Origin of the sequence: Streptomyces sp. ISL-96 (assembly GCF_018614035.1) — a bacterium.
Taxonomy (GTDB): domain Bacteria; phylum Actinomycetota; class Actinomycetes; order Streptomycetales; family Streptomycetaceae; genus Streptomyces.
In genome coordinates this window covers 23,505-46,070 of the sequence record NZ_JAGGPA010000013.1, presented here as the reverse complement: position 1 = coordinate 46,070, position 22,566 = coordinate 23,505, and the positions used below count along the sequence as shown (strand labels likewise).

Sequence of the window (22,566 nt, the reverse complement as noted above, 5' to 3'; positions counted from 1 at the left end):
GGCGTCATCCGGCGCCGGGCGGCCCGCCGCCTCAGCCGTTCGTCTTGTCCGTACGCCGCAGCCGCACCACCGGGATGTCACGGGTGGTCTTCTTCTGGTAGGTCTCGTACGGCGCGAAGATGTCCACCAGATGCGGCCACACGCGGGCCTTCTCCTCGGCGGAAAGCGTCTCGGCGCGGGCCGGGAACCGCTCGGTGCCGACGCGCAGTTGTACGTGCGGGTTGTCCTGGATGTTCAGGTACCACAGGGGGTGCTCGTCCGAGCCGCCCTTCGACGCCACGACCAGGTAGTCGTCGCCGTCGCGCCCGTAAATGAGCACGGTGCGCCGGATGGCGCCGCTGCGCCGCCCGAGGTAGTCCATCAGCAGGCAGGGCGCGCCCTGCATGGTGGTGCCCTTGGTGCCGCCGGACTCCTCGTACAGCTCGGCCTGCTCGGCCACCCAGCCGCTGGGACTGAGCTTGACCGCACCCGTACCCGTACCGATGCCGTCGCCACCGCCGTTTTCGTGTGTCACGTGTGCTGTCACGTGTGCTGCTCCTTCTCGCCGTATCGCTGGTCCCGGCGTAGTGCCGGACCTTCTCAAGAGTCACCCCTGGAGCCTGCGGTGACTCAAAATCGCTCGACAGCGGGCGTACGGGCAAAGAACATTCACCCCGATGACACGAACCGATATGCCTCCCGCGCCCGACGAGCGCGCCTCGCTCGCCACGTTCCTCGACTACGTCCGCGACACCGCGCGCGCCAAGTGCGACGACGTGTCGCACGAAGACGCCCGCAGGGCCCCGCTGCCCGGATCTCCGCTGATGACGCTGTGCGGGCTCATCAGCCACCTCCACTGGGTCGAGTACTACTGGTTCCAGGTGGTGTTCCTCGGCGAGGAGGACGAGGGGCCGTGGACGGACGAGGACCCCGACCGGGAGATGCGCATCGCGCTCGACGTGCCGCTGGCCGACCTGCTTTCGGCGTACGACGCCCAGTGCGCCCGGTACCGGAAGCTGGTCGCCGACCACGACCTGGACACCGAGGCGCAGCGCGCCAGGGACAACGGGAAGCGCGTCAACCTGCGCTGGATCATGCTGCACCTGATCGAGGAGACCGCGCGGCACAACGGCCACCTCGACATCCTGCGGGAGCTGGCCGACGGCCGCACGGGCCGCTAGGGCTTCGTCGGTGTCCGGTCTCGCTCGAGGTGAGGCAGAGTCAGTGCCTGACCTGGGGTGCCTCAGTTTGAGCGAGACGGGGGCGGGCCGGCTGTCTCGCTCAAACTGAGGTGTCGCGCTGAGTGCCCGGGGTTACCTGCGTAGGGGCAGCGGCGACCAGCAGGGCGGCGAACACGACGGGGGCGACTGTCTGGTACCCCATCCAGACTTCACCCCCGGCTCTGCTGCCCTGCCACGCCATCAGGAGACCGGTCAGGGCCGCCAACACCCAGCCACTGTCGTAGGCAATCATGAGCTGCGTGTAGGTGCGCATCGACCGGCTGCGCGTGTATCTGATCTCGATGCCGCCGCCGATCAGCAGGGCCACGCCTGAGACGACCATCAGCCAGGCTGGCGTTCCGAGTAACCGGCCGAGCGGCGCAGCGCCGGCGATGGAGACAGCGGCAAGCAACACCTTGAAGGCGCCATCGGCGATGGCGCCCACCGTCTGGCGGGTCACCCGCGATGCCGAGACCTGGGCCATGAGCGTCCTCCTTGAAGCTCGTCACGACTGGTTTCGTAATGAGATTACGGCAATAATCAAACTATGAGAATGACGAGAGCGGAGGCCAAGGAACGCAACCGCCGCGCCTTGCTGGACGCTGCGTTCCAGGTCGTGTCCCGGGACGGGTACCGGGCCAAGCTTGATGAGATCGCCGAACGCGCCGACCTGACCACCGGCGCCATCTACTCGCTATTCGGAAGCAAGAACGGCCTGGTGGTCGCCCTGATCGCCGACTACCTGCGGCCGCACTACGAGGAGATCGAGCAGGCGGTTCCCGCTGGACTTGATCTGCTGGAAGCGGTCGACGCCTTCGCCCGGTACTACCGGCGCAGTTGTGACGCCTCGGACGCGCTGTCTGGCCTGTCGCTCCAGATCACCTTGCTGGACATGGCCCTGCATGACCCAGAGCTGGGTTCCCAGCTCGCCGCGTCCATCCGGTCGCAAGAGAACCATCTGATCGCGCTGTTCACCGGAAGGTCGCACAACGGAAGCGTCGTGACGTCGCAACAGGCACAACGCCTGACCACCGCGCTCAGGGCATTGTTCGTCGGCCTCAGTCAGGGCGTCCCCCTCGGTCTTGCCCCCGGTGCCGATGAGCAGTACTTTGCCGACACCGCCCGCGCACTGGCATCGGGCATGTCCCTCATCGACCACGACGCGGGCGCTTTGTGATGGTCAGTCAGGACGAGGCGTCTTCGGGTTCACCATCGTGAGTCAGGTCTGCGACGGCTTCCACCAAGCCGATAAGGCCGTTGCGGAGCCATGGGAGCGTGATGCCTCGGGGGCGGTGGTCCAGGCGGAAGGCTTGCTCGAACGCGATCTGGGTGGTGCCGGTGAGGTGCGCGACTCTGCGTTCGGTCTCCGGTCGCTGTGCCAGGGAAATAATCAGCTTCGTGAACCTGGCGGCTTGGGGATAGTTGGCGGCTCGTTTGAGCCGTGGTGTTCGATGGGCGGCGAAGCGGTTCGGGAGAGCCCCGTTGCTGGGTCGGTAGATGCGCTGGAGTACGGAGTCTCTGTCTCGGTGCACCAGTGCCCGATTGTCTACTTCCGTCCAGAACTTTTCGCACCGGCGGTAACACTCAAGGAGAACGGAGGCGCCGTGCCGGCGTTCGAGCTGGTCCAGAAGAATCTGGGCCTGCGCGATTTCGGGAGCCTGTGACAGGTCCATCTGTTTGGAGTCGTTCACGTGTCCGTAGCTCAGCCAGCGCTGATGACGGATGCAGACGTTGTCATGGAACCCTCGGATGTAGACGTGGATGGGTTGGCCGTTACTGCCGGAGCGCCAAGCGCAGAGGTCGCAGGCGGGGCGGTGGTTGACGATGAAGGTCTCGGGTGGCGGGACAATGTCGGGAGCGTGGTGCCGCAGTTCTGGCAGTGCCCAGAGCAGAGTGGTGCGGGGCTGGCCGCTGATGAGTTCCAGCCGTTCCAGTTCGTTGAGCGGGCACTGGAGCCAGCGTGACGGGAGCAGGACCTCTCTGTCGGCCGGTCATCAGGCTGTCCTGCCGCGCCGGGCTTCGCCGCGGAAGGCCCTTTCACTGGCGTGGTCGACGTGGATGGTGTCGAGCCGGCGGCGGGTGATGCGTTCGCTGCCGTCGTCGACGAACGCCCGCCAGCCTTCCTTCGTGGTCAGCGACATCTGCGGGTTGGCGATGTCCTGTAGCGGAGCCTCGCTCACAGGCGACTCCCGTCGGTGAAGGCATCGAAGACGCTGAAGGGAATGATGTTCGACGGCTGCTCCAGGACGGTGGTCTCGTCCTCGGCGTCTTCCGGAGCCGGTGCCTGCGGCAGCGCAGGGACGGACCGAGCGGACTCCAGGGCGGCGCGGGTGCGGGCCGCGATTCGGCGGCCCGGTCCGCTTTCCCCCCGGGTCAGCAACTGGTCGACTGCGGCGGCCACGGCGGCTTGGTTGGTGTCGTCCTGGCCCCGCATCGCGAGCAGGTCCCGGGCCCGGCGCCAGGTGAAGTCCGCGAACGGCGCGGAGACCAGGTGCCGGTGTGTCCACGGAACAGTGATCCACTCTCCGATGCGCGCGTCGCGTACCCAGATCTGGGACAGGTCGTAGGGGTCGTAGTGGACCTCCCAGAGCCCGCCCTTGGCGGTCACTCCCGAGGAGCGGCGCCGCAGCGGGTTCAGTCCGGGACAGTTGTAGGTGCGGTGGTCGACGCGGATGCCGTAGTCGTTGACCGAACGCCAGAGTGCTGGCAGCAGTTCCAAGTAGTCGGGGCCGCTCAGCGGCATCGGCAGGTAGCCGGTGCGGGAGACCAGCAGGGCGTACGCGTCGTTGGGAGACATCGGCCGGCCCGGTAGGAACGGGCTGCGCAGTCCTTCGTGCGGCCGCTGCTGCCAGCAGGCCACGATCCATTCCTGCAACAGGTCGTCCAGTTCCGCGAGCGTCCAGACGGCCTCGACCTCGGCCCCCCGGCGGGTCGTGTTCGAACCGGTGTAGCCAGGGATGTGCTGGCAGAACAGTGTGTTGATCGAGGAAACGGCCGCTCGACGATTCCCTTGTCAGTCGGGGTCGCCGGGCGGGACGGCTGAACGGAGACGCCCAGCGACCGGCAGGCGGTCAGGAAGGTGCTGGAGACGAACACCTTCCCGTGATCGATGCCGATGGTTTCCGGGACGATCACCGGTTTCGCGGCGGCCTGCTCCAGCCGGGCGTCGATGTCCAGCAGCCGGGCGTGCGGAATCAGCGTCGCCGACAGGGCCAGGGCCTCCGGCCAGCCCGGCCGCAGCGGCTCGGGGACCAGCATCTTCGCCAGCAGCAGCGACGCATCGACCGCCTTGGTGCCCGCTGGCCGCAGCACCGCCGCGCAGATTGTCCGGGTCGCCACGTCAACGGCGATGGTCAGTTCCGGACGACCGCTCACCCCATCCTCCAGGATCACCAGCACGTCCAGCGGAGTCGTGTCGATCTGTACTAGCTCGCCAGGTCGGCAGGCCGCGGACGGCGTGAACATTCCCTCGGGCCGCCGAGCTTGGGAGCGGCGGGAAGCAGCCGAACCGAAGGCATGCGTGCCCGCGCTCACTGCCTCGACAAGCCGGTAGAACGTCGTCTTCGACGGCATCGGCACTACCCCGGCCCCGTGCTGCTCGGCCAGCAGGGCCTCGACCCGGCGCCGCACCCGGCCTCGTGTCCCAGTCGACTCGTTCAGCTGGCAGGCCAGCACCTCCGCGACGGCTGAAACCACCCGCTCATCAGCCCGGCCCGTCGGCGAGGACAGACGGGTCTTGCGGTGATCGACCAGCCCCCAGACCCCTTGATCCCGGTAGCGGGCCCGCATCCTCTCGACCGTCCGCGCGCTCACCGTCCAGCCCAGGGCGCGCAACTCGGTGGCCTTCGCGGCGATCCGCTCCTCCAAGGTATGCAGGGCCGGGTCGTACTCCGGCCGCGGCCCCGCCCCGGCTCCGATACCGCTTTGCCGCCCGGACTCCAGCTCCAGTAGATGCTGTTCCCAGGCGGTGGCCTTCTCTGCCTCCAGCGGCGGAACGGTGTCCAGCAACGCGAAGGGCGCCACTACCGGTGACCCGTCCCGCTTACCAAGGAACTCGAAGCCTTCGGCGGCCAGTAGGTGAGGCAGCAACACCAGACTCGCCCGACCAGCCTCGTCGGCCAGCCGCACCAGCGTCCCTGACAACCCGACCACGGTGTGCAGCCGCTCGTCGAGCCGGACCTGGTCGCCGACGCGCAGCGCCGCCCGTCCGCTCACCACGCCTCCACCCGCGACACCAGCGTCGTGTCCGTCAGCGGCTTCGACAGGTCCGCCCGGAGTCGCCCCGCCCAGAGCAGATGGAACACCGCTGGTAACACCGCAATCGGATCACCCAACAGCGACGCCTGCCCCACCAACGGTGAGGGCACCGAGAACACCGCCATCAGCCGCTCGGCCATCCCCACGGTGGTCGCATGCCGAGGGTGCCGATAACCCGCCAGCCAGCGGACATTGGCCATACGGACCGGGTCCACCATCCCGACCACCCGATAGCCCCAGCCCGCCGCCTCACACGCCAGCCGCGTCACCGCGAACTTGGCCGCCGATCGCTCGTCCACCCGGTCCAGAGGCCGGCAGTCCACCAGCAACCCCCGGCCGTCCTCGAACCGTGCGAAGTAGTCCGGCGCGTGGGAGACCGCCCGGCCCTTGTCGTTCTGCCAGAACAGCCATAGCGGCTGCGACAGCAGCCCGGTCACCTCGGGTGTGAAGTCCAGCAGCATCGCGTGATCCCGCTCCAGCCACGACTCGAACCCCACGTGCCCGCCCGTCGTGGCCGACCAGTACAGGCCCGGGAAGTTCCGCTGACCGCGGTATGAAGGGAAGCCACGTACTGGTAATCCCTTCTCGAACTCGACCTCTTCCGCCTCACTCAGTGGTCGTCGGTGTTCACCTCCGGCATCCCGCCAACCGACCTCGAATTCGTCCACGTGTAGCGGTGCCGTATCGCTCGTCCCACCCAGCCCCATGGACTTCACTGTCCAGAATCAATGGGAATCCACCAGAAGTTTTGGGATGAAACCCCTCAAGTGAGTGATGCTGCGAGCCAGCTCAGTCAGAGGTTGCGTGATCATTGGCGGCATCGCCTGAGGCGGGTCGAAGCCTGCGACGTGCCGAAGACAGGCGTTCGCCGTAGTCCGCCGCGAAGATCCCCGGCAGGGACTTGTCGAGCGTGCCGGCCAGCCTGCGAATCGGTGCCCAGACTGCCTCATCGTCGACGAGACGGCTGAGGTCCGTCATCTGCACCCTCTCCAGCCAATCGGACAGGACCATGGCCTCATCAGGGTTGAGCTTGATGATGATCTCCGCGTTCTCCACTGCTCGAACATAGTTCGCCGACCACGCGGTGTCAGAGGTGCCTGGCACAGTGCCGTCGTGGACATCGATTCCTTCTGGAAGCTCATCGAAGAGTGCCGACGGCAGGCGCGGGGCCGGGACGAACGGCTGGCTTGGTTGCGTGACGAGTTGTCGCGGAGGCCGCTGACAGAGATCGTGCAGTTCCAGGTTCGCCTGGACGAAGTGACGCTCGTAGCCTTCACCTGGGATCTATGGGCTGCGGCGGAGCGGATCTTCGGCGGCTGGTGTTCGGACGACGGGTTCTGCTACTTCGGCCTGTGGATGGTGGGGCTAGGCCGGAACGCCTTTTCTCGGGCAGAGGCCGATCCCGACGCTCTGGCCGACACCCCTGAGGTCCAGTGCCTGGTGGCTCGCCCCCGCGAGCTCTGGAACGACGACTGGCCCGAGTGGGAGTCCCTCGACTACGTCGCCATGGAGGCGTACGGGCTCCTCACCGGCATCGACGACTGCGGCGACGCCTTCTATGAAGCCATCGAAGCCGAGCAGGACGATGTGGGGCGTAGCCGAGGGCCGCTCGGCGAGCAGTGGGACGTGCGGAGCGAAGCCGAGGCGGCGCGCAAACTGCCGCGGCTGAGCGCGATGTTTCCCCTGCGGCCGCTGGCCCGGTAGGGGCGGCAGCGCGGAATCAGGTCAGCGTTTCGGCAAGGGTGTCGACAGACAGGCGATGCCATTCGTGGCTGCAACCGTCGGAGCAGAAGCGCTCCCGTCGACGTCCGTCGGCGACGGCCAGCACCGCGATCAGCAGCCGGAATGACTTGAGGCGCTCGTCGTGGGGGGTGAGGCTGACGATCTTCCCGAGTTGCTGGTCGATCCGCCCTCGTGCGATCAGAACCGCCGGTGTGTGCGTGGCGCGAAGTCCGGCACGTCGGATACTTTCCGGGCCGTCCTCGGTGGTGGCGCGGGCCTGAATGCAGAAATGTGACAGGAGGCGCAGGGTGGTGGACTGCTCTTCAGCGGAGAGACTCTCGAACCACTCGATGCCCTGTGACATCGGCCGAAGCTCCTGGGCGAGCTCGTTGAGAGTGATGTACGGATCAGCCATTCGCATGCCCCCGTTGCGCTCGGATCGCCGTCGTCCATGGTGCTGCGATGTGGAAAGCCCCGAACCCGCCCTCACCGCTTCGGATCTGCACGTGGTGATGTGCTGTGCGATGTGCACCTTTACCTGTACGCCGTGCTGAGCTGCACTGTTGATGGGGAGTCGAACCCCCGCGTTGCTCTTCACGCGCCAGGAGTGGGCTGGAAAACCGCCGGCCCTCGGTGTGTGCACGCCTCCGAAGCTGCTACCTGCTCCACATCGTCCCCGCCTGCTGGACTACTCAGTCCAGCAGATCCACCTCCCAGTTCGTACGCTGGATCCGCACATCGACCTCGCGGATCTCCCGCGCGAGAACATCCGCCTGACCACGCAGTTCCGCGACCGGAAGCGCGGAAAGCATCATCAGCTCGGATCGGAGTTGCCGGCCGTATCCCCGCTCGCTGCTACCCGCCGCCGCGTCCGCCGCCGCAGTGACCACAGAGTGACGCAACCGCAGGACATCCCGGCGTGCGAGGGCATCGGTGAGCGTGCCGTCGGGACCCATCTCCACGGTGGCATTGGTCCGGTTGATCCGCCGGATCAACGTTTCCAGAGCGCTCAGCACCTCACCGGCCTCAGCCAACAACTGGGCGGCATCCTCGGCGGGCACCTCCCCCTCCTGGTACCGCGCACTGCTGACGACGCGCGCTCGCAACTGTTCTACACGGCGCGTCGCTTCCGCACGTTCTGCCAGTGCCTCAGCAAGCTTCACTGTCTCCACCTCCCCCTCCATGAGCTCGCACGAGTATACGAGTGCGAACCAGCTCGTACGCACTTGGATTTTGATCCAAAGGAGCCCTGACCAGCCACTGGAGTGAGAGCGGACAGCCGCTCAGAGCGCCACGAAAGAGAATCCGGCAGTACGAACGAGAACGAGTGGGAATCCGACAGCTTCAGCGCGACAGGACACCAGCCGGCCAGCTTTGTCGGGACTCCGCCAGGTCGTTCGCCAGAACCACTGGGACTCGCCACATCTGCTGAGAACGGACAAACCGGACAGTCGGAGGTGATCGCACGCGTGCGACACGGAACACTATTGCAAGCGGTCGCTTGCAATAGTTAGCACCGATGGCGCACAATCGGGACATGGCATCACTCAACGTCGGCAATCTCGGCGAGTATCTGCGCGAGCAGCGGCGCAACGCGCAGCTGTCGCTGCGGCAGCTCGCCGACGCCGCCGGGGTGTCCAATCCGTACCTCAGCCAGATCGAGCGCGGCCTGCGCAAGCCGAGCGCGGAGATCCTGCAGCAGCTTGCGAAGGCGCTGCGGATCTCCGCCGAGACGCTGTACGTCCAGGCCGGGATCCTCGACGAGCGGGAGCGCGAGGCGCTGGAGACGCGTGCCGTCATCCTCGCCGACCCGTCGATCAACGAGCGGCAGAAGCAGGTGCTGCTGCAGATCTACGAGTCGTTCCGTAAGGAGAACGCGACGGACGCCGAAGCGGACGTCACGACGGACGCTGAGACGGACGCCTCTGCTGACGGGCCCCGCAAGGCCGACGGCAGTGATGCCGGTACATCACCCTCACAGTGAACTGAGATCCGGGAGGACCACAGTCATGGCCATCACCGATGACCTGCGTAAGACCCTCACCGACCCGACCCCCCTCTACTTCGCGGCCGGCACCGCGGACCTCGCCGTACAGCAGGCGAAGAAGGTGCCGGCGCTGATCGAGCAGCTGCGCTCCGAGGCGCCGGCGCGTATCGACGCCGTGCGCAACACCGACCCCAAGGCCGTCCAGGAGAAGGTGACCATCCGGGCCAAGGAGGCCCAGGCCACCGTTCAGGCGAAGGTCACCGAGGTGCTCGGCACGCTCGACACCGACGTGAAGAAGCTGGGCGAGCAGGCCCAGGACCTCGCGCTGCGGAGCGTGGGTGTGGCGGCCGAGTACGCGGTCAAGGCGCGCGAGGCGTACGAGAAGGTCGCCGAGCACGGCGAGCAGAGCGTGAGGGCGTGGCGCGGCGACGCGGCCGAGGAGATCAACGAGATCGCCGTCGCCGTGGAGCCCGACCCGGAGCCGCAGAAGAAGGCGGACGAGCCGAAGGCCGCCGAGGCCAAGGCCGCTCCGGCGACGAAGACGCCTCCCGCCCGCAAGGCGCCGGCCAAGAAGGCCACGCCGGCAGCCGAGAAGTGACGTAGGGCGGGCGCGCGCCGGGCACCTTTATGGGTGTCCGGCACGTTGTCCGGGTACCTTGGCCGCGAGGCGCTCATCCACTCTCTAGGCGGTGTACAGCATGTTGCTCCAGGCATTCGGCACTCTGTTGTCGTTGCTCAACCTCGCCATGCTCATCCTCGCCGTGGTGGCGCTGTTCTTCGCCGCGACGGCCCGCGAGGACGCGTACCGTGCCACCGACAAGCAGACCAAGGTCTTCTGGCTGGTCCTTCTGGGTGTCACGGTCGCCGTGAACCTGTTCGTCCCGATGCTGTTCCTGCAGATCGCCGGTCTGGTCGCGACCATCGTCTTCATGGTCGACGTACGGCCCGCGATCAAGCAGGTCTCGGGTGGCGGCGGCGGTGGCGGCCGCAAGGGCGGCGGCAGCAGCAGCGACGGTCCGTACGGGCCGTACAACGGCGGGCGCTGAACGCTGCCCCGGACGGTTCACAGGCCGCGGCGGCGGCGCTGCTCGGCCGCTGCTCAGCCGCGGTCCAGGAGCAGCAGCGCCACGTCGTCGGTCAGTTCGCCGCCGTTGAGGTCCCGTGCCTCGTTGACCGCGGCCTCCAGCAGGGCCTCGCCGGTGAGCCCGGCCGTCAGCTGCCGGTTGATCATGTCGACCATCCCGTCCTGACCCAGCCGCTGCTTCGACCCGGGCGGGCCGACGCGGCCCTCGATCAGGCCGTCCGTGTACATCATCAGGCTCCAGGAGCCGCCCAGTTCGACCTGCCGGCGCGACCACCGGGCTCGCGGCAGCAGGCCGAGCGCGGGGCCCCCGTCCTCGTACGGAAGAAGCTGCGCGGCCCTGCCCTGGCGGGCTATCAGCGGCGCCGGGTGGCCGGCCAGGCACAGCCCGGCCCGCCGTCCGTCCGGCGCGATGTCGACCGTGCAGAGCGTCGCGAAGATCTCCTCGCTCTCCCGCTCGTGCTCCAGGACCTGCTGGAGCGTGGAGAGCAGCTCGTCGCCGCACAGTCCGGCGAACGTCAGGGCCCGCCACGCGATGCGCAGCTCGACGCCGAGGGCGGCCTCGTCCGGGCCGTGGCCGCAGACGTCGCCGATCATCGCGTGGACCGTGCCGTCGGAGGTGCGGACCGTGTCGTAGAAGTCCCCGCCGAGGAGGGCGCGCGAGCGCCCCGGCCGGTAGCGGGAGGCGAAGCGCAGGTTCGATCCCTCCAGCAGCGGTGTGGGCAGCAGACCGCGCTCCAGGCGGGCGTTCTCCTGGGCGCGCAGCCGCGACTCGGCCAGCTTGTGCTGCGCGGTGTCGGCGCGCTTGCGCTCGACCGCGTACCGGATGGCGCGGCTGAGCTGGCGCCCGTCGAGCTCGTCGCGGAAGAGGTAGTCCTGCGCGCCGACGCGCACCGCCTCGGCGGCCCGCTCGGCGTCGGCCTCGGCGGTCAGCGCCAGGACGGGGTGCCGGGGCGCGAGGCGCAGCACGTGCCGCAGGGTGGCCAGCTCGTCGCCGTCCTCGCCGGAGGGGCTGGGCAGGGTCAGGTCGAGCAGGATGCAGTGCACGTCGTCCGTGAGCAGCCGCTCGGCCTCGGTGAGGTTGCGGGCGGTGCGGATACGGACACGGGTGCCGGCGGTGTCGAGCAGCGACGGGACGGTGAACGTCCCCGCCGGATCGTCCTCGATCACCAGCAGGGTGAGGTCGGTGCTGTTCGCGGACACGACGGGGGCGGCCGGGGCGGCGGGGGCCGTGGCTGCCGGGGGTGCTGTGGCTGCTGCGGACTCCATGCTGCTCCCGACCTGCTGTTTCGGCAGGACGGCGGCCTGACCGCTTTCCACGGCCGGACTCACACGCTGCCGCGGTACGGGTACGGGCATCGGTTTCGGTTTCCTTCCCTCCCCCCGAGGGTGCGGCGGCACGACGATCGACGTTCCGCCAAACGGGGACCATAGCGTTACCCGGCGCCCCAACGGAATGCCGTTCGAAAAGCCGCCGGGGTCATATTGCCGCTTCCCGCAACGCATCCGGCGTGATCGGCGGGGTGCCGGGCCATGACGAACATCACGCCCCGGATCACCCGTACAGCCGCCCGAGCCCCGCTCACGACCGGCCCTCGCCCGCCCCACCGGTCCGCCCGGCACGCCCGCCCGGAAGGGCCGGCCGGCACGTCCGCCCGGAAGGGCTCGTCCCGCAGGTCCGGATCTACTTGTCCGGGCGTACGACGCCCAGGATCGGCATCGAGCCGGCCCCCGCTATCGTGACGTCCCGGCCGGGACGGGGCGCGTGCACCATCGCGCCGTCGCCGACGTACATCCCGATGTGGCTGGCGTCGTCGAAGTAGACGATCAGGTCGCCGGGCCGTATGTCCTTCATGGCGACGCGCGGCAGCTGCTTCCACTGCTCCTGCGACGTGCGCGGTATGCCGCGTCCGCCCGCGAGCCACGCCTGCGACGTCAGCCCCGAGCAGTCGAAGGAACCCGGGCCCTCGGCGCCCCAGACGTACGGCTTGCCGATCTGCGCCGTGGCGTACGCGACAGCCGCCTCGCCGCCCTTCGTCGCCTTGCCGCCGATGTCCTTGAGCGCGCCGGAGTCGAGCCAGGCGGTCTGCGCTTCGTACGCCGCGTCCTGCTCCATCTTGAGGAGCCGCTCGCGCTCCTCCTTCTCCAGCGTCGCCTCAAGCTTCTCGGCGGCGGCGAGCTGCTTCTTGATCTCCTTCTTCGCCGCTTCCTTCTTCTTGCGGCTGGACTCCAGCTTCCTCCACTGGGCGGACGCGTCCTGGGTGTACGCCTCCAAGTCGGCCTGGGTCCGCGACAGTTCGCCCAGCAGGCCCTTCGCCGCCTGCTGGCCCTCGCGGATCCGGCCGGCCCCGTCCAGGAAGAGCTGCGGGTCGCCGCTGAGCATCATCTGCGCCTCGGGGGGCAGGCCGCCGCTGCGGTACTGGGCGCGCGCCTCGGCCCCGGCCTTGCTCTTCAGCTCCTCGATCCGCTGCTGGCCCTTGACGATCTCCTTGGCCAGCGCCACGATCTCGGCCGACTGCTTGTCGGCGCGCTCCTCGGCCAGGTTGTACGCGTCCGTGGCCGCCCCCGCCTTGCGGTAGAGGGCGTCGATCTCGCCGCGCACCTCCTGGAGGCGCTGCTCACTCCTGGGAGGCCTGGGATCGGCGTACGCCTGCCCGGGCGCGCCCAGCACGGTCAAGGCCGTCGAGGCACAGATCAGCGCGATCGCGGTCGCGGCGCTGCGACGTCGGTTCACAAGCTCCCCCGGATCCCAGATCCCTCATCACATGGCCCACATGTGATTTACCGTCAGTAACTTAGGTGCGCTGCGGTGATGCTGCCATGCCGTCCGTGAAAACGACAGAGGCGCCCGCCCACAGGTTTCTGACGAACGGCCAGCTCGCCACGTTCCCCTCAGCGGCCACTCATTCGGGAAGATCCAAAACGGTTTCAGCCGGTCCGCGGCTGGAGAGCGGCCCAGTTCACCGTCACTTCACCCTGCCGCCACCGCCGCTCCCCGTCCGCCAGCGGCCAGTCCGCCGACAGATCGCGTACGGCCTTGATCCAGCGCTGCCGGGCGCCGAGTGAGGCGTACGGAGCGGCCGCCGCCCACGCCCGGTCGAAGTCCCGCAGGAAGGCGTGCACGGGCTCGCCCGGCACATTGCGGTGGATCAGCGCCTTCGGCAGCCGCTCCGCGAGATCGGAAGGACGCTCCAGCGACCCCAGCCGGGTCGCGAAGGTGACCGTCCGCGGCCCCTCCGCCCCGAGCGCGACCCACACATGCCGCCGCCCGATCTCGTCGCACGTCCCCTCGACCAGCAGCCCACCGGGCGCCAGCCGCGCGCACAGCCGCTCCCAGACCGCCGCGACCTCCCCCTCGTCGTACTGGCGCAGCACATTCGCCGCCCGGATGAGGGCGGGGCGGCGGCTGTCGGGCAGGGGTACTTCGAAGCCGCCGTGCCGGAAGGCGAGACCCACGCGCTCGTACGGCTTCGCGGCCGCCACCCGGGCCGGTTCGATCTCGATGCCCACGACCTCGGCGGCGGGCGCCGCGGTGCGCAGCCGGCCGAGCAGCTCCACGGCGGTCCAGGGAGCTGCCCCGTACCCGAGGTCGACCGCGACCGGGTCGCCGCTGCGGCGCAGCTCAGGGCCGTGCGCGGCGGCGATCCAGCGGTCCATGCGGCGCAGGCGGTTCGGGTTGGTCGTCCCGCGGGTGACGGCGCCGACGGGGCGCGAGGGGGATGTGCGGGAGGCCATGAAGCGAGGGTAAGCGCCCGCTGGGGCTCGTAAAGGTTGAGTCAGTGAAGTAATGATTTGGCAAAACGGAAATTGGAGGGAGGCATTCCGCTGTTTGGGATGAACGGAGGGCCGGGACCCGGGCCCTCTGTGCGTCATGCCATGACCCCGAGCGATGAGGACCGCCGACGTGAGCCAGTACGTCTCCCGACTCGCCGGCACACTGGCGACTCCGCCACGCCTCCGCCTCCCCGGCGCCCACCACCGCAAGCCGCGCCGGATCGCCATGCTCAGCGTCCACACCTCCCCGCTGCACCAGCCGGGGACGGGCGACGCGGGCGGCATGAACGTCTACATCGTCGAGCTCGCCAAGCGCCTCGCCGCCATCAACATCGAGGTCGAGATCTTCACCCGCGCGACCACCGGCGGCCTGCCCCCCAGTGTCGAGCTCGCGCCCGGCGTCCTGGTCCGCCACATCGACGCGGGCCCGTACGAGGGCCTGGCCAAGGAGGAGCTGCCCGCGCAGCTCTGCGCCTTCACGCACGGCGTGATGCAGGCCTGGGCCGGCCAGCGCCCCGGCTACTACGACCTCGTCCACTCCCACTACTGGCTCTCCGGACACGTCGGCTGGCTCGCCGCCGAACGCTGGGGCGCGCCCCTCGTCCACGCCATGCACACCATGGCGAAGGTCAAGAACGCCGCGCTGGCGGAGGGCGACACCCCCGAGCCGGCCGCGCGCGTCATCGGCGAGACGCAGATCGTACGGGCGGCGGACCGCCTCATCGCCAACACGGCGGAGGAGGCGGACGAACTGGCCCGCTTCTACGAGGCCGACCCCGGCAAGCTCGCCGTCGTACACCCCGGCGTGAATCTGGAACGCTTCCGTCCGGCCGACGGGCGGGCGGCGGCCCGCGCCCGCCTGGACCTCCCGCAGGACGCGATCATTCCGCTCTTCGCCGGCCGCATCCAGCCGCTCAAGGCCCCGGACATCCTGCTGCGCGCGGTCGCGGTGCTCCTCGACGAGGACCCGTCGCTGCGCTCCAAGCTCGTCGTGCCGGTCGTCGGCGGACCGAGCGGCAGCGGCCTCGCCAAGCCCGAGGGCCTGCAGAAGCTGGCCGCCAGGCTGGGCATCGCCGACGTCGTACGCTTCCGGCCGCCGGTCGGCCAGGACCGCCTGGCGGACTGGTTCCGGGCGGCATCGGTCCTGGTCATGCCGTCGTACAGCGAATCCTTCGGCCTGGTCGCGATAGAGGCGCAGGCGTCGGGCACACCGGTGGTGGCGGCGGCGGTGGGCGGCCTTCCGGTCGCCGTACGGGACGGCCGGACCGGCATCCTGGTCGAGGGCCATGACCCGGCCGGATACGCCCGTGCGCTGCGGCGCTTCATCGACGAGCCGGGACTGGTGGACCGGATGGGCGCGGCGGCCGCCCGCCACGCGCAGTCGTTCGGCTGGGACACGGCCGCGTCCGGCACGGCCGACGTATACCTGGCCGCGATGCACGAACACCGCCGTCGCGTACGCTCGCACCATGGCTGACGTACAGCAGCAGGCCGCCGAGACGCTGGAGCAGACGCTCAAGGACGCGGAGCTGGAGTGGGAGAGCCCTGAGCCCGGCTCGTACGTGGTGAAACTCCCCGGCACGCGCAAGCTGTCCACGACGTGCTCCCTGATCGTCGGCAAGCACTCCCTGTCCATCAACGCCTTCGTGATCCGCCACCCGGACGAGAACGACGCGGCGGTGCACCGCTGGCTGCTGGAGCGCAATCTGCGCCTGTACGGGGTGAGTTACGCGATCGACAGCCTCGGCGACATCTACCTGGCCGGGAAACTTCCGCTGTCGGCAGTGACTCCCGACGAGCTGGACCGACTGCTGGGGAGCGTCCTGGAGGCGGCGGACGGCAGCTTCAACACCCTGCTGGAGCTGGGCTTCGCGAGCGCGATCCGCAGGGAGTACGCGTGGCGGGTGTCGCGCGGCGAGTCGACCAGAAACCTGGACGCGTTCACGCACCTGACTCAGCGCCCTTCGGGCTGACCGGCGGTCCGCCCGGTCCGCTCCGATCCGCTCGGCTCAGGCGAACGGCCCCGCCGCCATGACGACACGTGGAGGCGGGGCCGTTCGGTTGTGGCGGACGCGGCGGATCGCCGGCCTTGTCAGCCCTCAGGTCTCAGTCCTCAGTCTTCGCCGTGGAAGTCGTTGTGGCCGTCCTTGTGGCCGTCGTTGTGCTTGCCACCGTTGTGGTGCTTGCCACAGGAGTGGGAGGCGTGGATCTCGGTGATTCCGTAGGGACCGCCGACGTTGGAGAGGTGGAACTCCCCGTGCTGGTTCTTGCAGTGGCGGCGGTCGGTGAAGCGGTCGGACTCGAAGGGCTCGCCGCTGTAGGGGGCGCCGCCGAAGGGGCCGTTGTCGGAGGGTCCGCCGTCGAAGTCTATGGTGGCGGCGGCAGCGGGGCCGGCTGCCATGAAGCCGGCGGCGGTGATGCCGACGAGGGTGATCGCGACGCGACGAAGCATGTTTCGCTCTCCTGTACGTACGTGACGGGTGGGGCCTGACGGGGTCTGACTTCACTCCACCTCCGCGCACCTGACGGGGGCACACGCCATGGGGGCATCCGGACGGGGGAGAAGTCTGCCTCCGATCGGTCGCACGCACCCTTCCCCGCGCACTCTCCCCGTGGCATGCTCGCCGCCCACGCGTACCTGAATGCCATTCACATACGTACGTGGAGGCGGGTATCAGCATGGGCATCGGCCAACGCGCCATCAGCAGACGCCGTTGACCTTCTCTCCATCAGCCTCAGGCGCCGGTACGAGGGCGACCGCCACCGCCGGCTGCGGGGCCTGCGGGGCCTCCGCGTCGGCCAGCACCCGCCGCAGCCGCGTCGCGTACCCCGCCGCCGCCACGCAGCCGACGACCCCGCACCCGATCCACAGCACGTCCGGCCCGGGCCCGTCCACGATCCAGCCCGCCAGGATCGGCGCGAGGAAACCGGCCAGCGCCCAGGACATGCCCATCACGCCCTGGTACCGCCCCCGCGCGTGCTCCGGAGCCAGCCGCGCGGTGGCGGCGGCGTTGGTCGGCACGTGGACCATCTCGCCGAGCGTCCACACCACCACGGTCACCGCGAACAGCAGCGGCGTCCCGGCCAGCGCGGTCGCCCCGGTCCCGGCGGCGAACAGCAGCGCGGAGACGGTGAGCAACGCGGCCGGCGAACGGCGGTCGGTGACCTTGTTGACGAGCAGCTGGAAGCCGACTATCACGACGCCGTTGACCGCGATGACCATGCCGTACGCACTCGGCTCCAGCCCCTCGCCGGCCATGGTCAGGGGCAGCGCGACCCACGGCGCGGTGAAGATGAGGCAGACGAGCAGGTTGAGCAGCACCAGCGTCCGGAAGGCCGCGTCGCGCAGCACCTCCAGCAGGCTCAGCTTCGCCTCGGCGACCGCTTCTTCGCCCTTGACGGCCGGCGGGGCGACGGGCCGGGTTTCCGGCAGCCTCAAGAAGACGATGATCGCGCACAGAACGGTCGCCGCCGCATCCACGACGAACAGCGTCCGGTAGCCGAAGACGATCGCCGCGCCGCCGCCGAGCGCGGCTATGGCGAAGCCGAGGTTGAGCGCCCAGTAGTTCAGGGCGTACGCGCGCCGCCGCTCGTGCTCCGGCACCATGTCGGCGATCGTGGCGCCGATCGCCGGGCGTACCGCCTGCATGGCGACACCCATCAGCAGCACCACCACCGCGACGCCGACCGCGCTGGTCACCACGGCGAGCGCGGCCGCGCCCGCCGCCGTACCCAGGTGCCCGGCGATCATCGTGGGCCGCCGCCCCCACCGGTCGGTGAGCATCCCGCCGAGCGGCGAACCGGCCACCCCGCCGAGCCCGTGCAGCGCGATGACGAGCCCCGCGTACCAGGCCGAATAACCCAGCTCCTGCGTCAGATACAGCGAGAGGAAGGTGAGGACGAAAGCACCAGTGCGGTTCACGAGCGTCGACGTCCACAGCCACCAGAAACCGTCGGGAAGCCCCGAGACCGTTTCCTTCGCGGCACGTGTGAGCGTGGCTATGGACATACGTAATCCCCCCGGGGACCTTCGGCGGCGGCGGTGGTGGTGGACCGCCCCCGTAAGAGGCTGACGCGGTACCCGCAACTTACAAGCGAGAGTGGTCCGGAGCTACCCAATTGACGCGGGCCGTCAACCGTCCGAGGCGTCCATTAGTCTCGTACGCATGGCCGACGCACCGTACAAGCTGATCCTCCTCCGCCACGGCGAGAGCGAATGGAACGCGAAGAACCTGTTCACCGGATGGGTGGACGTCAACCTCACCGAGAAGGGCGAGAAGGAGGCGGTGCGCGGCGGTGAGCTGCTCGTCGAAGCCGGCCTGCTCCCCGACGTCCTGCACACCTCGCTCCAGAAGCGCGCCATCCGCACCGCCCAGCTCTCGCTGGAGGCCGCGGACCGCCACTGGATCCCCGTCCACCGCTCCTGGCGCCTCAACGAGCGCCACTACGGCGCCCTCCAGGGCAAGGACAAGGCGCAGACGCTCGCCGAGTTCGGCGAGGAGCAGTTCATGCTCTGGCGCCGCTCGTACGACACCCCGCCGCCGGTCCTCGAAGACGGCACGACGTTCTCCCAGTCCGACGACCCGCGCTACGCGACGATCCCGAGCGAGCTGCGCCCGCGCACGGAGTGCCTCAAGGACGTCGTCGAGCGCATGCTGCCGTACTGGTACGACGGCATCGTCCCGGACCTGCTCGCCGGCCGCACCGTCCTGGTCGCCGCCCACGGCAACTCGCTGCGAGGCCTGGTGAAGCACCTCGACGGCATCTCCGACGAAGAGATCACCGGCCTGAACATCCCCACCGGCATCCCGCTCTACTACGAGCTCGACGCCGACTTCCGCCCCGTCACCAAGGGCGGCACGTACCTCGACCCGGAGGCCGCGAAGGCCGCCATCGAGGCCGTGAAGAACCAGGGCAAGAAGAAGTAACACGCACGGATCGAGCCCCCTGGCGCGGACTTTCCGCGCCAGGGGGCTCGGTGCTGCGTGACGTGTAGGTTCCGAGCGGTCCGCGAAGAGGCGAGAGCACGATATGAGCGACACCCTGCTGACCACCCTGGCCACTGCCATGGCGCAGTTGGTCACAGCCATCGATCTGACGGACGAGGACGACGTCGATCCGGATCTGGCGACGACCTGGTTCGAAGACGTCGCCGACCACCTCGGCAGGCTTTCCGCCGAGGACCGTCACCGGCTCGCGGCGCTCTTCAGGGAAGCGGCCATGGACGAGACGCGGCCCGAGTTCCGGGAGGCGATGCTGGAGGTGCCGGAGAACTTCGGCCTTGAGGACGACGACGAATACGAGGGCGAGTACGACGACGCGGCGTAAGCGGTCAAGCCGGTACGGAAAGGGCCCCGTCCTCAGCGGACGGGCCCTTTCCGTACTCACCGGTCGCCCTAGCCCGAGCAGCCACCGCACTGGCACGGCCCGCCCGACTGGCAGCCGCAGCCGCAGCCGGACCCGCAGCCGCAGGCGCCGAGGACGGGCAGCGCGAGACGTAGGTGGACCACGTCAACCGGCGTTTCCTGCTGGGAGTTGGGTGTGGGGGAATCGACCATGGGGATCCTCCTCGAAGGCGACGCACGTGGCGTATTCCTGCTGCCCATTGGATGCCCATTCCGGCGGGCGCATCAACGGCGCACACGCGCAATGCTCCGATTGTTACTGCGGTTACTCGCCCTGGGCGGGCGGCGTCGCCGCCGCGGCCGCCGCCGCCTGGAGCTCGTCCGCGTGCTCACCCGTCACCAAGTACACCACGCGCTTCGCCACCGAGACCGCGTGGTCGGCGAACCGCTCGTAGTAACGGCCGAGCAGCGTGACGTCGACCGCCGTCTCGATGCCGTGCTTCCAGCGGTCGTCCATCAGGTGCTGGAACAGAGTGCGGTGCAGCAGGTCCATCTCGTCGTCGTCGTGCTCCAGCTGGAGCGCGAGGTCGACGTCCTTCGTGGTGATGACCTCCGCCGCCTTCGCCATCAGGCGCTGCGCGAGCTGCCCCATCTCCAGCATGGTCGCGTGCAGGTCGTGCGGTACGGCCGAGGCCGGGAAGCGCAGCCGGGCGAGCTTCGCCACGTGCTGGGCGAGGTCGCCCGAACGCTCCAGGTCAGCGCTCATCCGCAGCGAGGTGACGACGATCCGCAGGTCCGTCGCGACCGGCTGCTGGCGGGCCAGCAGGGCTATCGCGCGCGCCTCCAGCTCGTGCTGGAGATCGTCGACCTTCTGGTCGCCGGCAATCACGCTCTCGGCGAGCTTGAGGTCCGCATCGAGCATGGCGGTGGTGGCCCGCCCGATCGCGGACCCGACGAGCCGGGCCATCTCGACCAGGGCTTCACCGATCGAGTCAAGTTCCTCGTGGTACGCGTCGCGCATGAAAGTCCCTCTCTTGTCTTTCTTGTGGCCTCTGAACCCCACGCTCCCACGTTCTGTCCGTTACGCGTCCGGTTCCGGCACCCCAAGTGAACCAGCCCCATCCCCTCGGTGAACTCTGAGCGACGAGTGTTCGAGCGGCCACCCATTTGGCTGGGGGAGTGTCACAGCCCCCGCTTAACCTGGGTGCATGGACGTGAACGCGGCAGTCGCCGCAGCAGCAGCGATCGCCGGTCTGCTGACCGGTGTGATCGCCGTGCTGACGTTCCGCTGGAGCGAGCGCGAGCAGGCCAGGCCCACCCGGTCCTCCATGCGCCCCGACATCAACGCGGTGCTGCCGCCGGGCGTCGACACCGTGCTGTCCGTGCTCCGCTCCTCCGCCGTCGTACTGGACGAGAGCGACAGCGTCGTCAAGGCCAGCTCGGCGGCGTACGCCCTCGGGCTGGTCCGGGGCGGAAAGCTCGCTGTGGACCCGATGCTCCACATGGCTCGCGACACCCGCAGGGACGGTGAGATACGCCAGGTCGAACTGGACCTTCCGCGTCGCGGCACCGGCCGCGGCGAGGCGCTGGCGGTCTCCGCCCGCGTCGCCCCGCTCGGCTCGCGTCTCGTGCTGCTCCTGGTGGAGGACCTCACCGAGGCCCGCCGCATCGAAGCGGTACGGCGCGACTTCGTCGCGAATGTCAGCCATGAGCTCAAGACTCCTACCGGTGCGCTCTCGCTGCTCTCCGAGGCCGTCATGGACGCCTCGGACGACCCCGAGGCGGTCACCCGTTTCGCGGGCCGCATGCAGATCGAGGCGACCCGCCTCACCAATCTGGTCCAAGAGCTCATTGATCTTTCCCGCGTCCAGAACGACGACCCGCTGGAGGACGCGGAGCCGGTTCGCGTCGACGAACTGGTCGCCGAGGCCATGGACCGCAGCCGCCACGCCGCTTCCACCAAGAACATCACGATGGCGTCGGGCGGCACGGAGGGCCTGCACGTCTGGGGCCACCGCGGCCAGCTCGCCGCCGCACTGGGCAATCTCGTCGAGAACGCCGTCAACTACAGCCCGGCCCGCACCCGCGTCGGCATAGCGGGCCGCCGGATCTCCGCCCCCGGCGGGGACCTCATCGAGATAGCCGTCACCGACCAGGGCATCGGCATCTCCGAGAAGGACCGTGAGCGCGTCTTCGAGCGCTTCTACCGCGTGGACCCGGCCCGCTCCAGGGCCACCGGAGGTACGGGCCTCGGCCTGGCCATCGTCAAGCACGTGGCCGCCTCGCACGGCGGGGAGGTCACGGTGTGGAGCTCCGAGGGACAGGGCTCCACCTTCACCCTGCGACTGCCCGAGGCAGCCGCAGCACGCGACCGGTCATCGGTCGCGCGCCCGCACGGCGTCAATGAGTCCGCACACGACGCCGGCCCGTACGAGACCACTGATCGCGAATCCATTCCCCACCCGGAGGTCCTTCCGTGACCCGAGTGCTCGTCGTCGAGGATGAGGAATCCTTCAGCGACGCCCTGTCCTACATGCTGCGCAAGGAGGGCTTCGAGGTCGCCATCGCGGCCACCGGCCCCGACGGGCTCGACGAGTTCGAGCGCAACGGCGCCGACCTCGTCCTGCTGGACCTCATGCTCCCGGGCCTGCCCGGCACCGAGGTCTGCCGCCAGCTCCGCAGCCATTCCAATGTTCCGGTCATCATGGTGACCGCCAAGGACAGTGAGATCGACAAGGTCGTGGGTCTGGAGATAGGAGCCGACGACTACGTCACGAAGCCCTTCTCCTCGCGGGAGCTGGTGGCCCGCATCCGCGCGGTCCTGCGCCGCCGCGGAGAGCCCGAAGAGGTCACCCCGGCGGCCCTGGAGGCCGGTCCGGTGCGGATGGACGTAGACCGTCACGTGGTCACGGTCGGCGGCGGCAAGGTCGATCTCCCGCTGAAGGAGTTCGACCTCCTGGAGATGCTGCTGCGCAACGCGGGCAGGGTCCTCACCCGCATGCAGCTGATCGACCGCGTCTGGGGCGCGGACTACGTGGGCGACACCAAGACCCTCGACGTCCACGTGAAGCGCCTCAGAGCCAAGATCGAACCGGACCCGGGCGCGCCGAGGTACCTCGTGACAGTGCGAGGCCTCGGCTACAAATTCGAGCCGTAAGCCGTAAACCTCAGCCTGCTTGCTCATGCTGATGGGGGCGCCCC

General features: G+C 69.1%; 29 protein-coding genes. 12 read left to right on the top strand and 17 right to left on the bottom strand.

Going from position 1 to position 22,566, the window contains the following annotated elements:
• Nucleotides 1-31 precede the first annotated feature (31 nt).
• Nucleotides 32-484, bottom strand: a complete 453-nt coding sequence (locus tag J7E96_RS09940) for a nitroreductase family deazaflavin-dependent oxidoreductase (protein WP_215129726.1) — start codon at nucleotides 482-484, stop codon at nucleotides 32-34.
• 172 nt (nucleotides 485-656) lie between these two features.
• Here J7E96_RS09940 and J7E96_RS09935 point away from each other — a divergent pair, with 172 nt between their 5' ends.
• Nucleotides 657-1,160 (top strand): DinB family protein, encoded by a 504-nt coding sequence (locus tag J7E96_RS09935; RefSeq protein ID WP_215129629.1) that lies wholly within the window; start codon nucleotides 657-659, stop codon nucleotides 1,158-1,160.
• A gap of 100 nt (nucleotides 1,161-1,260) precedes the next feature.
• Here J7E96_RS09935 and J7E96_RS09930 read toward each other — a convergent pair whose 3' ends face one another.
• Nucleotides 1,261-1,683 carry a hypothetical protein gene (locus J7E96_RS09930; protein ID WP_215129626.1) on the bottom strand — a complete coding sequence of 141 codons (423 nt, stop codon included), beginning with the start codon at nucleotides 1,681-1,683 and terminating at the stop codon, nucleotides 1,261-1,263.
• Between the two features lie 69 nt (nucleotides 1,684-1,752).
• On the opposite strand from J7E96_RS09930, the gene J7E96_RS09925 reads away from it, so the two are divergent.
• Nucleotides 1,753-2,376: a TetR/AcrR family transcriptional regulator gene (locus tag J7E96_RS09925; RefSeq protein WP_215129624.1), complete on the top strand. Its 624-nt coding sequence runs from the start codon at nucleotides 1,753-1,755 to the stop codon at nucleotides 2,374-2,376.
• 7 nt (nucleotides 2,377-2,383) lie between these two features.
• On the opposite strand, the gene J7E96_RS09920 is transcribed toward J7E96_RS09925, so the two are convergent.
• The 6 genes from J7E96_RS09920 to J7E96_RS09900 form a co-directional block, all read right to left on the bottom strand.
• Entirely contained in the window at nucleotides 2,384-2,890 is a 507-nt protein-coding gene (locus J7E96_RS09920; protein ID WP_215129622.1) for a hypothetical protein, read from the bottom strand.
• Between the two features lie 303 nt (nucleotides 2,891-3,193).
• The gene (locus J7E96_RS09915; RefSeq protein WP_215129620.1) at nucleotides 3,194-3,379 is read right to left on the bottom strand and encodes a hypothetical protein; all 186 of its coding nucleotides are present in this window, start codon (nucleotides 3,377-3,379) and stop codon (nucleotides 3,194-3,196) included.
• Complete coding sequence (locus tag J7E96_RS37195) at nucleotides 3,376-3,996, bottom strand: Mu transposase C-terminal domain-containing protein (protein ID WP_251069664.1); 621 nt, start codon at nucleotides 3,994-3,996, stop codon at nucleotides 3,376-3,378. Before J7E96_RS37195 ends, J7E96_RS09915 begins: the two co-directional genes overlap by 4 nt.
• On the bottom strand, nucleotides 3,933-5,414 hold the full coding sequence (locus J7E96_RS09910; protein ID WP_251069663.1) for a hypothetical protein: 1,482 nt from the start codon (nucleotides 5,412-5,414) through the stop codon (nucleotides 3,933-3,935). Before J7E96_RS09910 ends, J7E96_RS37195 begins: the two co-directional genes overlap by 64 nt.
• Nucleotides 5,411-6,124 carry a TnsA-like heteromeric transposase endonuclease subunit gene (locus J7E96_RS09905; RefSeq protein WP_215129618.1) on the bottom strand — a complete coding sequence of 238 codons (714 nt, stop codon included), beginning with the start codon at nucleotides 6,122-6,124 and terminating at the stop codon, nucleotides 5,411-5,413. The genes J7E96_RS09910 and J7E96_RS09905 overlap by 4 nt, the downstream gene beginning before the upstream one ends.
• A gap of 121 nt (nucleotides 6,125-6,245) precedes the next feature.
• Entirely contained in the window at nucleotides 6,246-6,512 is a 267-nt protein-coding gene (locus J7E96_RS09900; RefSeq protein WP_215129616.1) for a hypothetical protein, read from the bottom strand.
• A 57-nt stretch (nucleotides 6,513-6,569) separates the two neighbouring features.
• Here J7E96_RS09900 and J7E96_RS09895 point away from each other — a divergent pair, with 57 nt between their 5' ends.
• Nucleotides 6,570-7,160 carry a DUF4240 domain-containing protein gene (locus J7E96_RS09895; RefSeq protein WP_215129614.1) on the top strand — a complete coding sequence of 197 codons (591 nt, stop codon included), beginning with the start codon at nucleotides 6,570-6,572 and terminating at the stop codon, nucleotides 7,158-7,160.
• A gap of 16 nt (nucleotides 7,161-7,176) precedes the next feature.
• Here J7E96_RS09895 and J7E96_RS09890 read toward each other — a convergent pair whose 3' ends face one another.
• On the bottom strand, nucleotides 7,177-7,593 hold the full coding sequence (locus J7E96_RS09890; protein ID WP_215129612.1) for a DUF5958 family protein: 417 nt from the start codon (nucleotides 7,591-7,593) through the stop codon (nucleotides 7,177-7,179).
• Nucleotides 7,594-7,870: 277 nt separating this feature from the next.
• A complete protein-coding gene (locus J7E96_RS09885; protein ID WP_215129724.1) occupies nucleotides 7,871-8,341 on the bottom strand; it encodes a DIP1984 family protein in 471 nt (156 codons plus the stop codon).
• 374 nt (nucleotides 8,342-8,715) lie between these two features.
• Here J7E96_RS09885 and J7E96_RS09880 point away from each other — a divergent pair, with 374 nt between their 5' ends.
• The 3 genes from J7E96_RS09880 to J7E96_RS09870 all read left to right on the top strand — a co-directional run bounded on the left by J7E96_RS09880 (nucleotide 8,716) and on the right by J7E96_RS09870 (nucleotide 10,211).
• A complete protein-coding gene (locus J7E96_RS09880; protein WP_215129610.1) occupies nucleotides 8,716-9,162 on the top strand; it encodes a helix-turn-helix domain-containing protein in 447 nt (148 codons plus the stop codon).
• Between the two features lie 25 nt (nucleotides 9,163-9,187).
• On the top strand, nucleotides 9,188-9,763 hold the full coding sequence (locus J7E96_RS09875) for a hypothetical protein (RefSeq protein ID WP_215129608.1): 576 nt from the start codon (nucleotides 9,188-9,190) through the stop codon (nucleotides 9,761-9,763).
• A gap of 100 nt (nucleotides 9,764-9,863) precedes the next feature.
• Nucleotides 9,864-10,211 (top strand): DUF2516 family protein, encoded by a 348-nt coding sequence (locus J7E96_RS09870; protein ID WP_215129722.1) that lies wholly within the window; start codon nucleotides 9,864-9,866, stop codon nucleotides 10,209-10,211.
• A 53-nt stretch (nucleotides 10,212-10,264) separates the two neighbouring features.
• Here J7E96_RS09870 and J7E96_RS09865 read toward each other — a convergent pair whose 3' ends face one another.
• The 3 genes from J7E96_RS09865 to J7E96_RS09855 all read right to left on the bottom strand — a co-directional run bounded on the left by J7E96_RS09865 (nucleotide 10,265) and on the right by J7E96_RS09855 (nucleotide 13,981).
• Complete coding sequence (locus tag J7E96_RS09865; protein WP_215129606.1) at nucleotides 10,265-11,605, bottom strand: PP2C family protein-serine/threonine phosphatase; 1,341 nt, start codon at nucleotides 11,603-11,605, stop codon at nucleotides 10,265-10,267.
• A gap of 325 nt (nucleotides 11,606-11,930) precedes the next feature.
• Nucleotides 11,931-12,980 carry an NlpC/P60 family protein gene (locus tag J7E96_RS09860; protein WP_215129604.1) on the bottom strand — a complete coding sequence of 350 codons (1,050 nt, stop codon included), beginning with the start codon at nucleotides 12,978-12,980 and terminating at the stop codon, nucleotides 11,931-11,933.
• Nucleotides 12,981-13,174: 194 nt separating this feature from the next.
• Nucleotides 13,175-13,981: a class I SAM-dependent methyltransferase gene (locus J7E96_RS09855; protein ID WP_215129602.1), complete on the bottom strand. Its 807-nt coding sequence runs from the start codon at nucleotides 13,979-13,981 to the stop codon at nucleotides 13,175-13,177.
• Between the two features lie 169 nt (nucleotides 13,982-14,150).
• On the opposite strand from J7E96_RS09855, the gene mshA reads away from it, so the two are divergent.
• Nucleotides 14,151-15,497: a D-inositol-3-phosphate glycosyltransferase gene (mshA, locus tag J7E96_RS09850; RefSeq protein ID WP_215129600.1), complete on the top strand. Its 1,347-nt coding sequence runs from the start codon at nucleotides 14,151-14,153 to the stop codon at nucleotides 15,495-15,497.
• Complete coding sequence (locus tag J7E96_RS09845) at nucleotides 15,490-15,993, top strand: YbjN domain-containing protein (protein ID WP_215129598.1); 504 nt, start codon at nucleotides 15,490-15,492, stop codon at nucleotides 15,991-15,993. Before mshA ends, J7E96_RS09845 begins: the two co-directional genes overlap by 8 nt.
• A gap of 140 nt (nucleotides 15,994-16,133) precedes the next feature.
• Here J7E96_RS09845 and J7E96_RS09840 read toward each other — a convergent pair whose 3' ends face one another.
• Together J7E96_RS09840 and J7E96_RS09835 are read right to left on the bottom strand one after the other, a co-directional pair.
• A complete protein-coding gene (locus J7E96_RS09840; protein WP_215129596.1) occupies nucleotides 16,134-16,472 on the bottom strand; it encodes a hypothetical protein in 339 nt (112 codons plus the stop codon).
• A 249-nt stretch (nucleotides 16,473-16,721) separates the two neighbouring features.
• A complete protein-coding gene (locus J7E96_RS09835; protein WP_215129594.1) occupies nucleotides 16,722-18,029 on the bottom strand; it encodes an MFS transporter in 1,308 nt (435 codons plus the stop codon).
• Nucleotides 18,030-18,186: 157 nt separating this feature from the next.
• Between J7E96_RS09835 and J7E96_RS09830 the strand changes: the two genes are divergently transcribed.
• Both J7E96_RS09830 and J7E96_RS09825 read left to right on the top strand, forming a co-directional pair.
• Nucleotides 18,187-18,948, top strand: a complete 762-nt coding sequence (locus tag J7E96_RS09830) for a phosphoglyceromutase (protein ID WP_215129592.1) — start codon at nucleotides 18,187-18,189, stop codon at nucleotides 18,946-18,948.
• 103 nt (nucleotides 18,949-19,051) lie between these two features.
• Entirely contained in the window at nucleotides 19,052-19,348 is a 297-nt protein-coding gene (locus tag J7E96_RS09825; protein ID WP_215129590.1) for a hypothetical protein, read from the top strand.
• A gap of 68 nt (nucleotides 19,349-19,416) precedes the next feature.
• On the opposite strand, the gene J7E96_RS09820 is transcribed toward J7E96_RS09825, so the two are convergent.
• On the bottom strand, nucleotides 19,417-19,578 hold the full coding sequence (locus J7E96_RS09820) for a hypothetical protein (protein ID WP_215129588.1): 162 nt from the start codon (nucleotides 19,576-19,578) through the stop codon (nucleotides 19,417-19,419).
• 112 nt (nucleotides 19,579-19,690) lie between these two features.
• Nucleotides 19,691-20,386: a phosphate signaling complex protein PhoU gene (gene phoU, locus J7E96_RS09815; RefSeq protein ID WP_215129586.1), complete on the bottom strand. Its 696-nt coding sequence runs from the start codon at nucleotides 20,384-20,386 to the stop codon at nucleotides 19,691-19,693.
• Between the two features lie 187 nt (nucleotides 20,387-20,573).
• On the opposite strand from phoU, the gene J7E96_RS09810 reads away from it, so the two are divergent.
• Nucleotides 20,574-21,845, top strand: coding sequence for a cell wall metabolism sensor histidine kinase WalK (locus J7E96_RS09810; RefSeq protein ID WP_215129584.1), 1,272 nt, complete (start codon nucleotides 20,574-20,576; stop codon nucleotides 21,843-21,845).
• Nucleotides 21,842-22,522, top strand: coding sequence for a response regulator transcription factor (locus J7E96_RS09805; RefSeq protein WP_028814608.1), 681 nt, complete (start codon nucleotides 21,842-21,844; stop codon nucleotides 22,520-22,522). The genes J7E96_RS09810 and J7E96_RS09805 overlap by 4 nt, the downstream gene beginning before the upstream one ends.
• The last annotated feature ends 44 nt before the right edge of the window (nucleotides 22,523-22,566 follow it).

Bases quoted from the DNA above. Each gene is read 5' to 3' on its own strand.
- J7E96_RS09935 (WP_215129629.1), top strand. From the start codon at position 657: ATGACACGAACCGATATGCCTCCCGCGCCCGACGAGCGCGCCTCGCTC.
- J7E96_RS09930 (WP_215129626.1), bottom strand. From the start codon at position 1,683: ATGGCCCAGGTCTCGGCATCGCGGGTGACCCGCCAGACGGTGGGCGCC.
- J7E96_RS09925 (WP_215129624.1), top strand. From the start codon at position 1,753: ATGACGAGAGCGGAGGCCAAGGAACGCAACCGCCGCGCCTTGCTGGAC.
- J7E96_RS37195 (WP_251069664.1), bottom strand. From the start codon at position 3,996: ATGTCTCCCAACGACGCGTACGCCCTGCTGGTCTCCCGCACCGGCTAC.
- J7E96_RS09890 (WP_215129612.1), bottom strand. From the start codon at position 7,593: ATGGCTGATCCGTACATCACTCTCAACGAGCTCGCCCAGGAGCTTCGG.
- J7E96_RS09880 (WP_215129610.1), top strand. From the start codon at position 8,716: ATGGCATCACTCAACGTCGGCAATCTCGGCGAGTATCTGCGCGAGCAG.
- J7E96_RS09875 (WP_215129608.1), top strand. From the start codon at position 9,188: ATGGCCATCACCGATGACCTGCGTAAGACCCTCACCGACCCGACCCCC.
- J7E96_RS09870 (WP_215129722.1), top strand. From the start codon at position 9,864: ATGTTGCTCCAGGCATTCGGCACTCTGTTGTCGTTGCTCAACCTCGCC.
- J7E96_RS09865 (WP_215129606.1), bottom strand. From the start codon at position 11,605: ATGCCCGTACCCGTACCGCGGCAGCGTGTGAGTCCGGCCGTGGAAAGC.
- J7E96_RS09855 (WP_215129602.1), bottom strand. From the start codon at position 13,981: ATGGCCTCCCGCACATCCCCCTCGCGCCCCGTCGGCGCCGTCACCCGC.
- J7E96_RS09845 (WP_215129598.1), top strand. From the start codon at position 15,490: ATGGCTGACGTACAGCAGCAGGCCGCCGAGACGCTGGAGCAGACGCTC.
- J7E96_RS09840 (WP_215129596.1), bottom strand. From the start codon at position 16,472: ATGCTTCGTCGCGTCGCGATCACCCTCGTCGGCATCACCGCCGCCGGC.
- J7E96_RS09835 (WP_215129594.1), bottom strand. From the start codon at position 18,029: ATGTCCATAGCCACGCTCACACGTGCCGCGAAGGAAACGGTCTCGGGG.
- J7E96_RS09830 (WP_215129592.1), top strand. From the start codon at position 18,187: ATGGCCGACGCACCGTACAAGCTGATCCTCCTCCGCCACGGCGAGAGC.
- J7E96_RS09825 (WP_215129590.1), top strand. From the start codon at position 19,052: ATGAGCGACACCCTGCTGACCACCCTGGCCACTGCCATGGCGCAGTTG.
- J7E96_RS09820 (WP_215129588.1), bottom strand. From the start codon at position 19,578: ATGGTCGATTCCCCCACACCCAACTCCCAGCAGGAAACGCCGGTTGAC.
- phoU (WP_215129586.1), bottom strand. From the start codon at position 20,386: ATGCGCGACGCGTACCACGAGGAACTTGACTCGATCGGTGAAGCCCTG.
- J7E96_RS09810 (WP_215129584.1), top strand. From the start codon at position 20,574: ATGGACGTGAACGCGGCAGTCGCCGCAGCAGCAGCGATCGCCGGTCTG.